Here is a 15,456-nt window from a genome sequence, read left to right as displayed (position 1 = left end):
TCCATCAATCATGTCTCCATTGCCCGATCACTCCCGTATTCACGCCGCCGCCGACGCGTTGCGCGGTGCGCGCGCGACGCGCATCCCGATCGAACCGATTGCCGAGCGGTTCGGCATTGCCGGGGGCGCTGCCGCGTATGCGGTGGCCGAAACGAACACGGCGGCGCGGATCGCTGCCGGCGCGCGCATCGTCGGCAGGAAAATCGGCTTGACGTCGCGCGCGGTGCAGCGGCAACTCGGTGTCGATCAGCCCGACTTCGGCGTGCTGTTCGACGACATGGCGCATCTCGACGGCGACGATGTGCCGATGAATCGCCTGCTGCAACCGAAGATCGAGGCCGAGATCGCATTCGTCGTCGGGCGCGATCTCGACGACGACGCGCCGAGCTATGGCCGCGTACTGTCATCGCTGGCCTATGCGCTGCCGGCGCTCGAGATCGTCGACAGCGCAATCGCCGATTGGCGGATCACGCTCGAGGACACCGTCGCCGACAACGCGTCGTGCGGCGCATACGTGCTCGGTCATCAGCCCATTGCACTCGGCCGGCTTTCGCTCGGCGAACTGGGAATGACGATGACGAAACAGGATGCAGTGGTATCGACGGGTGTCGGCGCCGCCTGTCTCGGCCATCCGTTGCGCGCGGTTTACTGGCTCGCCTGCACGATCGCGCGTCACGGACAGAGGCTGCGCGAGGGCGACGTGATCCTGTCCGGCGCGCTCGGCCCGATGGTGGCGGTGGCGAGCGGGGACGTCATTCGCGCGCAGATCGGCGCGCTCGGCAGCGTGCATTGCCGCCTGGGCGAAGGAGCGTCGCGATGAGCAGGAAACTCAAGGTCGGTATCGTCGGCAGCGGCAACATCGGCACGGATCTGATGATCAAGATCCTGCGGCACGGCGAACACATCGAGATGGGCGCGATGGTCGGCATCGACGCGGCGTCGGACGGGCTGCGGCGTGCGGCACGGATGGGTGTCGCCACGACGCACGAAGGCGTCGAAGGGCTTGCGCGGATGCCTGGCTTCGACGACATCGACATCGTGTTCGACGCGACGTCGGCGTCGGCCCACGCGCACAACGATGCGTTCCTGCGTGCGCTCAAGCCCGGCCTCCGCATGGTCGACCTGACGCCGGCGGCGATCGGCCCGTACTGCGTACCGGTGGTGAACGGCGAGCGCCATCTGGATGCGCCCAACGTCAACATGGTGACGTGCGGAGGACAGGCGACGATCCCGATGATCGCGGCGGTGTCGCAGGTCGCCAACGTTCACTACGGCGAGATCGTCGCATCGATCTCGAGCAGGAGCGCAGGGCCGGGTACCCGCGCCAATATCGACGAATTCACCGAAACGACGGCGCGCGCGATCGAAACGGTCGGTGGCGCCGCGAGAGGCAAGGCCATCATCGTACTCAATCCGGCCGAGCCGCCGCTCATGATGCGCGATACGGTGTACGCCCTCAGCGATTTCGCCGACGAAGCGCGCATCGAAGCCTCCGTCGCGCGAATGGTGGAAGCGGTGCAGTCGTACGTGCCGGGCTATCGCCTGAAACAGCGCGTGCAGTTCGATCGCATCGAATCCGATCGGCCGATCCGCATTCCGGGCGTCGGCGAACGCATGTCGGGCCTCAAGACTTCGATCTTCCTCGAAGTCGAGGGGGCCGCCCACTACCTGCCTGCCTACGCCGGCAACCTCGACATCATGACGAGCGCAGCCATGGCGATGGCCGAACGGGTCGCCGCCCGCATGCTGCGCGACGCAACGTGAGTTTCCCGACCATGGACAAGAAGATTTACATCTCCGACGTGACATTGCGCGACGGCAGCCACGCGATTCGCCACCAGTACAGCATCGCGCAGGCGCGGCAAATCGCCATGGCGCTCGACGCTGCGCGGGTCGATTCGATCGAGGTCGCGCATGGCGACGGCCTGCAGGGCGGCAGCTTCAACTACGGTTTCGGCGCACATACGGATGTCGAATGGATCGAAGCGGTCGCCGGTTCCGTCACCCACGCGAAGGTCGCCACGCTCCTGCTGCCCGGTATCGGCACCGTGCACGATCTGCGCGCCGCGTACGACGCGGGCGCGCGCATCGTGCGGGTCGCCACGCATTGCACGGAAGCCGACATTTCCCGCCAACACATCGAATCCGCGCGTGAGCTCGGCATGGAGGCCGTGGGCTTCCTGATGATGAGTCACATGCACACGCCCGTCGGGCTCGCCGAGCAGGCGAAGCAGATGGAAAGCTATGGCGCGACGTGCTGCTACGTCGTGGATTCCGGCGGCGCGATGAACATGAACGACGTGCGCGATCGCGTCCGCGCGTTCAAGGACGTGCTGAAACCGGAAACGGAGGTGGGCATTCACGCGCATCACAACCTGAGTCTCGGTGTGGCGAACTCGATCGTCGCCGTCGAGGAGGGCTGCGATCGCGTCGACGCGAGCCTGGCGGGGATGGGGGCCGGGGCGGGGAACGCGCCGCTCGAGGTATTCATCGCGGCGGCCGAGCGCCTTGGTTGGCGTCACGGTACGGATCTGTACCGGCTGATGGATGCGGCGGACGAAATCGTTCGGCCGCTGCAGGATCGCCCGGTGCGCGTCGACCGCGAAACGCTCGCGCTCGGTTATGCCGGGGTGTACTCCAGCTTCCTGCGCCATGCCGAACTGGCCGCCCGAAAGTATGGCCTCGGCACGGTCGATATCCTCGTCGAGCTGGGGCGACGCGGCATGGTGGGTGGGCAGGAAGACATGATCGTCGATGTTGCGCTGGATCTGTCGAACGCACGGGCCGCATCCGGGCATGCGACCTAGCGACCGACTCGTTTTGCGCGAAGACGCGCCTGAATAATATTTTGTCATCCATATCAATGTTTCGCGCCGGAGCAGATCGTGCACCGAATCGACGTCCATCATCATTTCGTTCCGCCGGCCTATCGCGACGCCATGTCCAGGCATGGCATACAGAAGGTCGCCGGCGCGGCGTTGCCGGAATGGCATGCGCAAGCGTCGCTCGACGTGATGAACGTGAACGGGATTCAGGCGGCACTGCTGTCGATCTCGGCGCCGGGCGTGTATTTCGGCGACGTCGAAGAGGCACGCACGCTCGCTCGTCAATGTAACGAATATTCGGCGCAGCTCTGCGATGCGCATCCCGGCCGCTTCGGTTCGTTCGCGGTTCTGCCGATGCCGTTTACCGAACTGGCCTGCGCGGAAGCCGTTCATGCGCTCGACGTGCTGAAGGCGGACGGCGTCGTGCTGCTCGGCAGTACGGAAGGAAAGTTTCTCGGCGCGCCGGAATTCGACGAACTGATGGCCGAACTCGATCGCAGGCAGGCCGTCGTGTTCGTGCATCCGAACCTGCATCGGACAAGCGAGGCGCTCGGGCTGGGTGCGCCGGGATTCCTGATCGAATTCCTGTGCGATACGACGCGCGCGGCGGTCAATCTGCTGCTGACGGGGACGCTGGCGCGTTACCCGAACATTCGCTGGATTCTCGCGCATGCGGGCGGATTCCTGCCTTACGTCGCGTGGCGCGTGTCGCTGGCCAACCTGATGCCGGAATACCTTGCTGCGGTACCGGACGGCGTGCTCACGACCATTCGTCGATTCCACTTCGACACGGCATTGTCGCCAGCCGCGTATCCGCAGGCCGCATTGCGCGAACTGGTCGAGCCGACGCAGATCCTCTTCGGCAGCGATTTCCCGTTCGCGCCGGCACCGGTCACCGCCATGCAGCGCGACACGCTCGAACGGTCACCTGTTTGGGATACCGACGCGCGCGCCGGCATCGAGCGCGGCAACGCATTGCGCCTGTTCCCGCGTTTTGCCGGCGGCGCGGAGCGTGTCGCCGGTACGCCCTCGCCCGAGGACGGCCCGCTGGCGTCGCTCAGGCGTGCGGCTGCCGGCGCGGGCGTCCGGTTGATCGACCGGCTCAGAGACCGCTGAATCCCGTTTCGTCCGGAACCCTGGACGCGCATGCCGGGCGGATGACCTCCGTCCGGCGGCGACGCATGCCGCCGTTCCCCGGCGGCGCCATCCTGCACATCACAACAATCGGAGACACCATGAAGCATACGAGCGCGGCAATTCTTCTGTCGATCGCGGCGATGTCGTGCGCCCGCGCGCAATCGGCCGGTCAGTGGGTCATGAACGCCGGATGGCTGCACATGGCGCCGCAGGATTCGAGCGAGCCGCTGACGGTCAACGCGCTCGGGCGCTCGGGCACCGTACCGGGCAGCGGCGCGAGCGTGGCCGATACCGATACGTTCGCGCTGACGGCGACCTATTTCGTCACGGATCACGTCGCAGTCGAGACGATCCTGGGCATTCCGCCGAAATTGCATCTGAGCGGCACGGGCTCCCTGTCGTCGCTCGGCGAACTGGGGACGGCTCGCGCATGGAGCCCGGCGATTCTCGCGCAATATCATTTCGGCGAACCGTCGGCCCGGTTTCGGCCATACGTCGGCGCGGGCCTCACCTATGTATGGTTCAGGGACGTACAGCTGAGCGACAAGGTCGCGAGCGGCGCATTCCTGTATTCGCCGACGCTCGGCAATCGCCTGGAGGGCCCCACGTCGGTGGCGCTGAGCCATTCCTTTGCGCCGATCGTCAACGCCGGGCTCACGTACAACATCGATCCGCACTGGTCGGTCGGCGTGTCGGTCGCCTACGTGTGGCTGTCGACGAAAGCCGACCTGAGCACGCGATCCGCGGTCGGAACCGTGACCAGTTCGACGCGGATCAAGATCGATCCGATCACGACATTCGTATCGGTAGGGTATCGGTTCTGAGCGGGATCAAGCGGCCGGCGCCCATTCGACAGCCAGCCTGTGTGGCAGGCCGGCGTCCGCCATTGTCCGGATAGTCGTTCGGGACGGTCGGATTGATGGACCGGGCGGCCGCCCGAACGGCGCGCATCACGGTGTCTTGCGTCGGCTCGTCGTAACGTGCGTACTACGCACCGGCACGCATCAGCGCAACGCCGAGCACTGCCGCCCATTCGGCCGACGATGGCATGCGCTCCGAGGTGTCCGCCGCACCGCTTGCCGCAGCCGGCGGCGCCGGCTCGGCGTGCAGCCGGTCGACGATCTGCCGGATCCCGGCATCGCGCAGCGCGTACAGGTGCACCTCGACCCACAGCGGGAAACATTCCCAGCCGGCGGCGATGTCCGCGGAGCCGGCGGTGCGGGAGCCTCGGTGCTCATGCGTTGCCGGCCGCATTTTCGCCAGTAATTTCGGGCGGTCGCGACGCAGGATCTCGATCAACAGCTCGCGCTTGTGCCCGAAGTTCGCATAGAACGCGCCGCGCGTGTAACCCGCGCGCTCGACGATATGTTCGACAGTCGTGTCGGCGAAGCCCTTCGCGATGAAGCATTCGCGAGCGGCGGCGACGAGCCGCTCGCGAGTGTCGAGCCGGCGTTGCATGCGGGTCAGGCGGGCGGGTTTCATCCTGTGCTGTCCGTGCGGTGGAAATGGCTGAAGCGGAGCAATATCGCGCCGCGGGAAATGTCGCGTCGTCACGGCGCCGATTCAATCGTCGAGCGCGTCCGGCGCGCCGCGATCGACAGCGGGGCGTGCGATCGGGCGCCCGGGTGCGCCCGCGCGGCAATCTGCCGGTGGCGCGGCGTGCGCAGCCGCCGCGCGAATGCCCGCGGCGATCCCGAGCGCGAGCGCATCGAGCGCGCGACGCTGCGCGTCGACGAGTGCTTCGTAGCCCGTCGACGCACCGGACCGCACGATGCTGCGGCACGTTAGTGCCGGCTGTCCGGACCCGGAACTCACACTCCACGTTGCATCGAGCAGCACGTGCGATGCCGGCCAGGATTCGATTCGCTGAACGTCCACCGCGACCCGGTAGACGGGCGCGCCGTCCGGGTGGGCGACGCGATGAACATCGATCGTGCCGAGCCGGGACGCGACGCGCGTCGACAGTCCGCCGCGCATCTCGTCGCCGAGCGGCGCGGCCCAGCGCTCCTGCTCCAGGATGTCGGTCCGATCGGGGCCGCGTTGCACGACGAGCCGGTTGCCGTCCGCAGGCGCCGCGACGTGCACGGCCTGGATGTCGATCAGCCAGGCGGGATGCGCGACGGTGGCCTCAACACCCGCATCGTCTGTCACCGCGAGGGTATGGAAATGCACCGGCGGCGACGCGCACGCGCTCAGCACCGCGAGTGCGACGCACGTCGCGATGCGCGCCGGCATACGGAGACGACCAAACGAACGCGCTTTCATTGGCGGTCCCCCTTCTTGCCGAACAGCAGCGATTCGGGATGACGTTCCAGATAGTCCGCAAGCGCATTCAACGACTGCAGCGTTTGCGTGAGCGACTGCATCGCCTCATGAACGTCCGACTGCATCGGCGAATTCTGCCCCAACGTCGACTCTGCCGCGCTGAACGTGCGTTGCGCGGCGGCCAGCGTGTCGCGCGCCTGCGGCACGACCTGCTCATCGAGGTGACCGAACAACTGGTTCGCATGCGCAAGCGCGCCGTTCAGATTGTTGCCGATCCGGTCGAACGGCACCTGATCGAGCTTGCGCGCGATGTCGGCGATCTGCACCTGCAGTTCGTCGAGCGTGTTGGGCACGGTCGGCAGTTCCACCGGCGTGCGGCGCGCGTCGACGCTCGCGTGCGGCGCCTTCGGGAACATGTCGAGCGCTACATAGAGCTGACCGGTCAGCAGGCTGCCGGTACGCAACTGCCCGCGCAGCCCCTGGAGCACCAGGTGTTGGAGCAGTTCGTGGCCGCCGGCCGTATCGGGCGCGGGCAGCGCCGTATCGCTGTGTCGGCTCAGTCGCGACGGATACAGCGCCATCGCGACCTTCATGCTGAAGTTGCGCGTGTGTTCGTTGTACTCGATCCCGATGTTCGTGACCTGACCGAGTACGATGCCCCGCAGATCGACCGGCGCGCCGACCGACAGCCCGCGCAGCGACTGGTCGAAGCGCATGACGACCATCAGCGGCGTGCCGTCGGGGTCGCGCATCGCGTCGGCTTCGTCGGGGGCGAGCCGGAACGGCGTGTTGTCGGCTGCCTGCGGCGCGTCCGCTTGTCCGGGCGGCGACTGAAACGCGAGACCGCCGACGATCACGGTCGCCAGCGACTGCGTGTTGAGTTTCAGGCCGCTCGAATCGAGCCGAAGATCCACGCCGCTCGCGTGCCACCAGCGCGTATTGACGCTGACGTACTTGTCGTAGGGCGCTTTCACGAACGCCTGAACATCGACGCCCGTACCGTCCTTGTCGAGCGAGAATCCCACGACCTGACCGACCTGCACATGCCGGTAGAACACCGGCGAGCCGATGTCGACCGAGCCCAGCGAGTCGCCGTGCAGCAGAAAGCGTCGGCCCTGCTGGTCCGCGGTGACGGCAGGCGGCGTCTCGAGACCGGTGAAATCGGTCTGCTTCTGCGGCGAGCGGCCGAGATCCGCGCCGATGAATGCGCCGGAGAGCAGCGTGCCGAGGCCGGAAATGCCGGTGGCACCGACGCGCGGTCGAACGACCCAGAAGCGCGTGTCGCGGTTCGCGAAGCGCGCGGCGTCGTGCGTCAGCTGAATGCCGACGACCACGCGCTTGAAGTCGGGCGTGAGCGTGATGGTCTGGACGGTGCCGATGTCGACGTCCTTGTAGCGGACCTTGGTCTTGCCGGCTTCGAGGCCCTCGGCGTTGGCGAACGTGACCGTGATCGTCGGACCGTTGGCGGTGACGGTCCGGATCACGAGCGACAGCCCGATCAGCGCGCACACGAGCGGCACGATCCAGACGAGAGACGGGATCCAGCGGCTGCGCGGCCGGATCTCGGGTGGCGAAAAATCGAAAGAAGACATCGTTTTGGAATTCGAAATAAAGCGGGCGCTTGCGCCGGTTCAAGGTTGGTGATGGGCGGCGGCGGGGCGGGGCGCGCCGTCCCAGATGAGCCGCGGATCGAACTGCATCGACGCGCACATGGTCAGCACGACCACGGCGCCGAACGCGAGCGCGCCGGGGCCGGGCGTGATGTCGGCGAACGAGCCGAAATGCACGAGCGCGATCGTGAGCGCCACGACGAATACGTCGAGCATCGACCAGCGGCCCACGCGCTCGACCAGCCGATGCAGCCGGGCTCGTTCGAGCGGCCGCCATCGCACGCCGCGATGGGCGGCGATCGCCTGGAATGCGAGGGCCGCAAGCTTGAGCATCGGCACGAGCACACTCGCGATGAACACGATGACGGCGAGTGCCCAGTCGCCGGACGTCCAGAAGTACGCGACACCGCCGAGGATCGTGTCGTCCTCGGCCCGGCCGAGCGAGGTCGCGTGCATGACGGGCAACAGGTTCGCCGGGATATAGAGCAACGCAGCGGCAGCGACGAGCGCGCCCGTGCGCGCGATGCTGTGCGGACGGCGCGCGTGCAGCGGCGATCCGCAGCGCGTGCAGCGCTCGCCGCATGTGTGTGCCGGTTGCACGCGCGCGCAGAGGTGACAGGCGATCCATCCCGCGGCGCGGGCCGTCATGCCCGCCGATCCGCTGCTTTCCGCGGCCCGGGGCGCCGCATGTCGCGTCGTGTCGGGGCGGGGCGGTTTCGCACGCTCGGCATCGCCTGGCCGCAGTGCGACGAGTTCGTCGTGCGCTTCCCACAGTCGGGCCGGTTCGATCGTCGACAGCACGCAGAGCATCACGGTAAGCCCGGCGAACGCGAATAGCGCGGGCCCGGCAAGCACGTGTGCGAGGCTCGTCAGTTTGACGATCGTGATGAGCACGCCGAGCATCAGCACCTCGACCATGCTCCACGGCCGCAATCGGTGAATGCCGCGCAGCACTTGCGCGAAGTGGCGCGGTACGCGGCCCGCGCGCAACGGCGCGAGCAGGTACAGCCACGCGGCGAGCTCCAGTATCGGAAACAGCATCGTCGTGCAGAACACGAGCGCGGCCACCAGCGGCTGACCGTTCGACCATAGCGCGCGAACCGCGTCACCGAGCGTCGCATGCGACGCGATGCCGGCCGCATCGAGCGCGACGATCGGAAAGGCCTGCGCGACGCAACACGTCACCAGCGCGGCGACCGTCAATGCGCACAGCCGGTCGAGCGAGCGGCGGCCGTGCGCCGCACCGCTCACGCGAGCGTGGCATCTCGGGCAGTGCGCCGTGAGCGCGCGCAGGCGCGGCGGACGCTGAATCAGCAGGTCGCATTCGTGGCAGGCGACCAGGTTGTCGGATTTCATCGGGAATCAACCATGCGGGTAATGAAGGCCCGGCGCCGCGCGATGCACGGTACGCCGGGCATCGGGCTTCGAGACTGCGGACCGGTGCGGCCCGAAGGCGCGCAGCCGGTCCATCGACGCAAGCAGCGGCTATTGCCGGGCCGCGACCGTCGTGCCGGTGGCGGGCGGCAGTTCGCCCATTGCCTGCAGCAGCGCCGCGGTATCGGTCATCCGGCGGCTCGCGGCACGCACCGCATCGAGTTCCGCGTTCAGATAGAGCTGTTCGCTCGACCGTTGCGCGGACATCGGAACGGCACCCAATGTGCGGCGTTGCGCCGTTTCGTGGAAAGCCTCGCCTGCCGCGCGCGCCGCGAGTTCGTTCGCGGCCAGTCCTTGCGCGTCGTTGTCCAGCGCGGCGAGCGAATCGGCGACGTCGCCGAATGCGGACAGCACCGCCGCCTTGTACTGCAGCACCGCGGCGTCGTATGCATCGCGCGACGCCCGCCGGTGTGCCAGCAACGCACCGCCGTGGAAGATCGGCTGCGACAGCCCGGCGCCGACGGCCCACAGCCCGCCCGCGCCCGACAACAGCGCTGGCCAGCTGAAGCCGCCGCGCCCCATCGTCGCGGTGAGCGACAGGCTCGGGAACAACTGGGCGGTCGCCTCGCCGACGTCCGCCGATGCCGCCTTCACGGCTGCCGCGGCCGCGCGGATGTCCGGCCGTGCCTTCAGCAGGTCGGACGGCACGACCACGGGCACGTGTTCCGGCAGCGACAGTCCTGTGTAGGAGGGGACCGGCGGTGGCGCGTCGGGCGTGCGGCCCAGCAGGATCGCCAGTGCGTGAACCGCGCTCGCACGCTGCTGGCGCAGCGGCGGCAGCGTCGCGGCGAGCGACGCCGCACCCTGTGTCGACGCCAGCGCCTGCACGTGGGACACCGCGCCGAGCGCGTAACGCTGCTGGTCTTCGAGCGCGGATGCCTCGGCAACGGCGACCAGGCGCTCCGTCAGCAGGATCTGGCGGTCGAGCGTCGCGGCGCGGATGGCGGTGCCGACGATGTTGGCCGCCAGCGCACGCCTTGCCGCTTCGAGCTCGCAACCGCGCACGTCGACGCGCGCGGCGCTCGCCTCGTTCGCATATCGCGTGGCGCCGAACAGGTCGAAGGTGTAATGCGCCTGCAGTTGCCCGACGAAGACGTTGTAGCGCAGGCTTTGCGCGCCCGCGCCGGAGATGTCGGGCGTGCGCGTGCGGGCCACCTGCGCGTTCGCGTCGATCGACGGCAGCGTCGACGCCCCGATCTGCGCGCGCAGCTCCTCCTGCGCGGCGGCGAGCGTCTTTTCCGCCGCGGCCAGAGTCGGGTTCGCGCGCAGGCCTTCGTCGACCAGCGCGTCGAGCGCGCTGGACCGGTACAGGCGCCACCATTGCGGGACGGGCGCGGCGCCGACGTCGAACTGCTGCGCGACGCCTGCCGCTTCGGCGGTGCGCGGCGCCTGAGGCGTCGCGCCGTAGTGCGCCGGCGACGGCATCGCGGGCGGCGTGCTGCTCGGGGCCATTGCACAGCCGCTCAGGCAGAGCGCCGCGCTCGCGGCGAGCACCGACGTGGTAAGGGGAAATTTCATCAGCATGTCTCCGAGGACGCGACGTCCATTGCGTGCGACTCGCGTTCGTCGCTGCGCACCTTGAAGCAGGTCGCATAGAGGGCCGGCAGGAAGAAGATGGTCAGCACCGTCGCGATCGTGATACCGCCCATCAGCGCGGTGGCCATCGGGCCGAAGAAGCCGGAACGCAACAGCGGAATCAGCGCGAGCACGGCGGCCGCGGCGGTCAGCATGATCGGCCGGAAGCGGCGCACGGTCGCGCCCACGATCGCGGTGAAGCGTGGCTGCCCGGCCGCGATGTCCTGGTCGATCTGGTCGACCAGGATCACCGAGTTGCGCATGATGATCCCGAACATCGCGATCACGCCGAGCAGCGCGACGAAGCCGAACGGCTTGCCGAACAGCAGCAGCGCCGCGACCACGCCGATCAGGCCGAGCGGGGCCGTCAGCACGACGATGAAGGTGCGCGAGAAGCGCTTGAGCTGGATCATCAGCAGCGTCAGCACCGCGATGATCATGAGCGGCATCTGCGCGTTGATCGACGTCTGGCCCTTCATGCTCTCCTCGGCTGCACCGCCGACCTCGATCCGGTAACCGGTCGGCAGCGTGGCGCGCAGCGTCGCCAGGGTGCCGTCGATGGCGCGCGTCACGCCGATGCTCGGCGCTTCGCCACGAACGTCGGCCTGCACCGTGACGGTCGGCTGGCGGTCGCGTTCCCAGATCACGCCGTATTCGAGCGTGTCGCGCACGTGGCCGATCGTGCCGAGCGGCACGGGGCCGTGCGGCGTCGGGATCGCCAGGCCGGCGAGCTGCGACGGGTCGATCCGTTCGCGCTTCGGCGCGCGCAGGTCGACGTCGATCAGCTTGTCGCGTTCGCGATACTGCGTAACCGTATAGCCGGACAGCGTCATCGCGAGGAAACTCGACACGTCTTCCGACGTCACGCCGAGCTGGCGTGCCTTCAGTTGATCGATTTCGAACGACACCGATCGCTCCGCCGGCTCGTCCCAGTCGAACTGCACGTTGCGCGTGCGGGCATCGGCGCGCATCTTGTCCGCCACTTTTTCGGCAATGCCGCGAACGGTCGAGATGTCGTCGCCGCTCACGCGGAACTTGATCGGAAAGCCGACGGGCGGCCCGTTCTCGAGGCGTGCGACGCGCGTGCGCACGGTCGGGAAACGGCTTGCCAGCGTCGACTCGAGCCAATGCGACAAGCGGTCGCGCGATTCGACGTCCTTGGCCGTGATCACGAACTGCGCGAAGTTCGGCTGCTGGAGCTGCTGGTCGAGCGGCAGGTAGAAGCGCGGGGCACCGGTGCCGACGAAATCGACGACGTGATCGATTTCAGGCCGACCGTCGAGCACCTTCTCGAGCCGCGTGGCCTCACGCAGTGTCGCGTCGAACGAAGCGCCTTCCGGCAGCCGCAGGTCGACCAGCAGCTCGGGGCGCTCCGAGTTCGGGAAAAATTGCTGTGGCACGCGCGTGAATGCCGCCATCGCGATCGCGAACAGCACGGCCGTTACGCCCAGCACCACCCAGCGGCGCTCGATGCACGCCGAGATCCATCCGGACAGCCGCCGGTAAAAGCCCGTTTCATAAACGTCCTGCCCATGTGCATGAGCGTCGTGATGCTGCTGCTCGGGCAGCATGTGGTAGCCCAGCAGCGGCACCAGCACGACGGCCGCGAACCACGACACGATCAGCGAGATCGCGGACACCTCGAAGATCGACCGCGTGTATTCGCCGGTGCTCGATTTCGCGAGCGCGATCGGCAGGAAGCCGGATACCGTGACGAGCGTGCCGGTCAGCATCGGGAACGCCGTGCTCGTGTAGGCGAAGGCCGCCGCGCGCGCGCGGCTCCAACCCTGCTCGAGCTTCACCGCCATCATTTCGACGGCGATGATCGCATCGTCCACCAGCAGCCCCAGCGCGAGCACCAGCGTGCCGAGCGACACCTTGTCGAGGCCGATGCCGAACACGTGCATGCACAGTGCCGTCACGGCGAGCACGATCGGAATCGTGATGACGACGACCATGCCGGTGCGCAGGCCCAGCGACACGAGGCTGACGACGAGCACGATCGCGACGGCTTCGCCGACCGCTTCGACGAAGTCGTCCACCGAGTGCTTGACGGCATGCGGCATGCTCGACACCGCGGCCAGCTTCAGTCCGGCCGGCAAGCCGGCCCGGAGCTCGGCTGCCTTCGCGTCGAGCGCCTTGCCGAGGTCGATCACGTCACCGCCTTTTTGCATCGTGACGCCGATGCCGAGCACCGCGTGACCGTTCGTACGCATCTGCGTGACGGGCGGATCGTCGTAGCCGCGCGTGACCTTCGCGACGTCGCCGAGCCGGAACGTCCGGCCGTTCACCGTGATCAGCATGTCGGCGAGCGCCTGCGTGTCCTTGAACGCACCGCTCGGCCGCACGAATACGCGGTCGTCCGATGTCGTGATCGTGCCGACCGGTGCGACGGCGTTTTGCGCGTCGATGGCCTGCGCGAGCTGCTGCGGCGTGATCGCGAGCCGCGTCAGTTGCGCGTTCGAGATCTCGACGAATACGTGCTGGGCGGGGTCGCCGAAGTAGTCGACTTTCGCGACACCCGGCACGCGCAACAGCACGGTGCGCAGCTTGTCCGCGTAATCGTGCAGTTGCGCGGGCGAGTAGCCGTCGCCTTCGAGCGCATAGATGTTGGTATAGACGTCGCCGAATTCGTCGTTGAAGAACGGGCCGACAGTGCCCTTCGGCAGCGTCGCCCGGATGTCGCCGACCTTCTTGCGCACCTGATACCAGGTTTCCGGCACCTGGTCGACCGGCGCCGAATCCTTCATCGCAAAGAAGATCATCGACTCGCCGGGGCGCGAATAGCTCTTGATGTTGTCGACGTAAGGCGCGGCCTGGAGCTGGCGGCCGATCCGGTCCGTGACCTGTTCCTGCACTTCGCGCGCCGTGGCGCCCGGCCAATAGGTCTGGATCACCATGGTTCGGAACGTGAACGGCGGATCCTCCGATTGCGCGAGGCGCGTATAGCCGATCATGCCGAAGATCGTCGCGAGGCCGATCAGGAAGATCACCAGTTGCTGATGCTTCAGCGCCCATGCCGACAGATTGAAACCGCCGTCGTCGCGCGACGCGGCACCGCTTTGTGCGCCGAGCGCACCGTCCGTCGAGGACCGGTGTTCTGGACCGTTCATGATGCGAAGTCCTCCGCATGCAGCGGCGGCACCACGCGCACGTGCTGGCCGGTACTCACCGTATGGACGCCTTGCATCACGACACGCTCGTTTTCCGCGAGGCCGGACGTGACCGTGACCGTACGCTCGTCGTAGCGTCCGACCGTTACCGGGCGCAGTTCCAGCGTGTCGCTGCCTTTGCGAATGACCCAGACCGCCGGCGCTTCGCCGCGATGGAAGAGTGCGGTGGCCGGCAGCGTGATCGCGTGGTCCACGGCGGTGTCGGCGGCGCCGTCGAACGAGATGCTGGCGGTCATCCCGGAGCGGACCTCCGGCACCGGCGCGACCAGCGTCAGCTTCACGCGCCAGGTGCGGCTTTGCGGATCAGCGGCCGCCGCGACTTCGCGCACGCGTGCGTCGAGCACCTTGCCCGGCAGTGCCGTCAGGCTGACGTGCGCGGTGCGGCCGACCGCGAGATCGCGCAGATCGCGCTCCGCGACGTCGCAGACGATGTCGAGGTCGCCGCTCCAGTCCAGATGAAACACCGCCTGGCCGGGCTCGACGTTCTGCCCGGTATCGGCATCCTCCGACGTGATGACGCCGTCGTGATCCGCGACCAGCGTCGCGTAGCGCAGGTGATCGCCCGCGAGCGCCATTTGCGCGAGCGCGGAATCGCGTTGCGCGACCGCCGATGCATACGCGTCCTGCGTTGTCTCGAGCTGAGCGGGCGCGATCAGGTTGGCCTGGGCCTGGGCGCGGTCGCGATCCAGTTGCTGCTTCGCATAGGCGAGGCGATGCTCGGCGGCATCGAGCTGCGCGCGCGCGTTCAGCAACGTGTTGTGCAGATCGGCCGGATCGAGCATCGCGAGGGTCTGGCCGGCCTTGACGGTGTCGCCGATTCGCACGCGCCGCTCGACGATCTTGCCGCCGACCCGGAACGACAGCGGCGTCGAATATCGCGCCTGAACCTGCGCGGGCAGCACGCGCTGCACGGCGCCATTGTCCGCATGAACCGGCAGCGCGACCACCGGTTGCAGTTCGGGCGCCGGGGCCTCGTGCGAGTGGCAAGCCGCGAGAAGAATCGCACAGCAGGCGAATGCGATCGGGGCGCGCCGAAGCGGTGGCGCGATGCGTGTCAGAAACGGGCGCGTTGAAGTCCGCGCGTCAAGTCCGGGTGATTTCACGATGTTTCCAAGACAAGTGAGGGTCAAACTAAAAATGATTCGGCGACCACGGCAGGTCACCCCGGTTTATGCAGGCGCGCGCGGGCGTCTCCGCCGACGGTGCGCATGACGATCAATCAGTACTCCGATGTTCGAGGTGCAGATCGTTCCGATTGCCGACATGACACGGCTTGCGCACGACGATCGCCGCCGAGTGTGCCGACGGGGCCGCCTGCGCGTCACCGACGCTCGCTGGCGTGGGTCCGGAACAGTGTCCGGACAGGAACCGGTTCTGCTATTTTCGAGATTAGACTCATAACTGATAATGTTGTCAAGTATGAGTGAGTCATCTAGA

At 67.5% G+C, this 15,456-nt stretch carries 12 protein-coding genes; 5 read left to right on the top strand and 7 right to left on the bottom strand.

The window, feature by feature from the left end:
• The first annotated feature begins 10 nt into the window (after window positions 1-10).
• The 5 genes from DID98_RS00415 (at window position 11) to DID98_RS00395 (ending at window position 4,786) form a co-directional block, all read left to right on the top strand.
• Window positions 11-820 (top strand): 2-keto-4-pentenoate hydratase, encoded by an 810-nt coding sequence (locus DID98_RS00415; protein ID WP_124570084.1) that lies wholly within the window; start codon window positions 11-13, stop codon window positions 818-820.
• Window positions 817-1,764 carry an acetaldehyde dehydrogenase (acetylating) gene (locus DID98_RS00410; protein WP_124570012.1) on the top strand — a complete coding sequence of 316 codons (948 nt, stop codon included), beginning with the start codon at window positions 817-819 and terminating at the stop codon, window positions 1,762-1,764. Before DID98_RS00415 ends, DID98_RS00410 begins: the two co-directional genes overlap by 4 nt.
• An 11-nt stretch (window positions 1,765-1,775) precedes the next feature.
• Window positions 1,776-2,807 carry a 4-hydroxy-2-oxovalerate aldolase gene (gene dmpG / locus DID98_RS00405; protein ID WP_124570010.1) on the top strand — a complete coding sequence of 344 codons (1,032 nt, stop codon included), beginning with the start codon at window positions 1,776-1,778 and terminating at the stop codon, window positions 2,805-2,807.
• A gap of 78 nt (window positions 2,808-2,885) precedes the next feature.
• Entirely contained in the window at window positions 2,886-3,941 is a 1,056-nt protein-coding gene (locus DID98_RS00400) for an amidohydrolase family protein (protein ID WP_124484812.1), read from the top strand.
• 119 nt (window positions 3,942-4,060) lie between these two features.
• Window positions 4,061-4,786, top strand: coding sequence for an OmpW family protein (locus DID98_RS00395; protein WP_124484811.1), 726 nt, complete (start codon window positions 4,061-4,063; stop codon window positions 4,784-4,786).
• Between the two features lie 163 nt (window positions 4,787-4,949).
• On the opposite strand, the gene DID98_RS00390 is transcribed toward DID98_RS00395, so the two are convergent.
• From DID98_RS00390 to DID98_RS00360, 7 genes are all read right to left on the bottom strand, one after another.
• Window positions 4,950-5,444, bottom strand: a complete 495-nt coding sequence (locus tag DID98_RS00390; protein WP_124484810.1) for a TetR/AcrR family transcriptional regulator — start codon at window positions 5,442-5,444, stop codon at window positions 4,950-4,952.
• An 81-nt stretch (window positions 5,445-5,525) separates the two neighbouring features.
• Window positions 5,526-6,197, bottom strand: coding sequence for a membrane integrity-associated transporter subunit PqiC (locus DID98_RS00385; protein ID WP_260428024.1), 672 nt, complete (start codon window positions 6,195-6,197; stop codon window positions 5,526-5,528).
• Between the two features lie 26 nt (window positions 6,198-6,223).
• Window positions 6,224-7,819 (bottom strand): intermembrane transport protein PqiB, encoded by a 1,596-nt coding sequence (locus tag DID98_RS00380; protein ID WP_124570006.1) that lies wholly within the window; start codon window positions 7,817-7,819, stop codon window positions 6,224-6,226.
• A 39-nt stretch (window positions 7,820-7,858) separates the two neighbouring features.
• Window positions 7,859-9,193, bottom strand: a complete 1,335-nt coding sequence (locus tag DID98_RS00375) for a paraquat-inducible protein A (protein WP_124570004.1) — start codon at window positions 9,191-9,193, stop codon at window positions 7,859-7,861.
• Window positions 9,194-9,322: 129 nt separating this feature from the next.
• Window positions 9,323-10,789 (bottom strand): efflux transporter outer membrane subunit, encoded by a 1,467-nt coding sequence (locus DID98_RS00370; protein WP_185640809.1) that lies wholly within the window; start codon window positions 10,787-10,789, stop codon window positions 9,323-9,325.
• Window positions 10,789-13,959 carry an efflux RND transporter permease subunit gene (locus DID98_RS00365; protein WP_124570000.1) on the bottom strand — a complete coding sequence of 1,057 codons (3,171 nt, stop codon included), beginning with the start codon at window positions 13,957-13,959 and terminating at the stop codon, window positions 10,789-10,791. The genes DID98_RS00370 and DID98_RS00365 overlap by 1 nt, the downstream gene beginning before the upstream one ends.
• Window positions 13,956-15,122: an efflux RND transporter periplasmic adaptor subunit gene (locus DID98_RS00360; RefSeq protein ID WP_124570082.1), complete on the bottom strand. Its 1,167-nt coding sequence runs from the start codon at window positions 15,120-15,122 to the stop codon at window positions 13,956-13,958. The genes DID98_RS00365 and DID98_RS00360 overlap by 4 nt, the downstream gene beginning before the upstream one ends.
• Window positions 15,123-15,456 lie beyond the last annotated feature (334 nt).

The sequence above is a fragment of the Burkholderia sp. Bp8984 genome (assembly GCF_003853755.1).
In the GTDB taxonomy this organism is placed as follows: domain Bacteria; phylum Pseudomonadota; class Gammaproteobacteria; order Burkholderiales; family Burkholderiaceae; genus Burkholderia.
The sequence above is the reverse complement of the archived record's forward strand: the minus strand, read 5'-3'. Positions and strand labels throughout refer to the sequence as shown.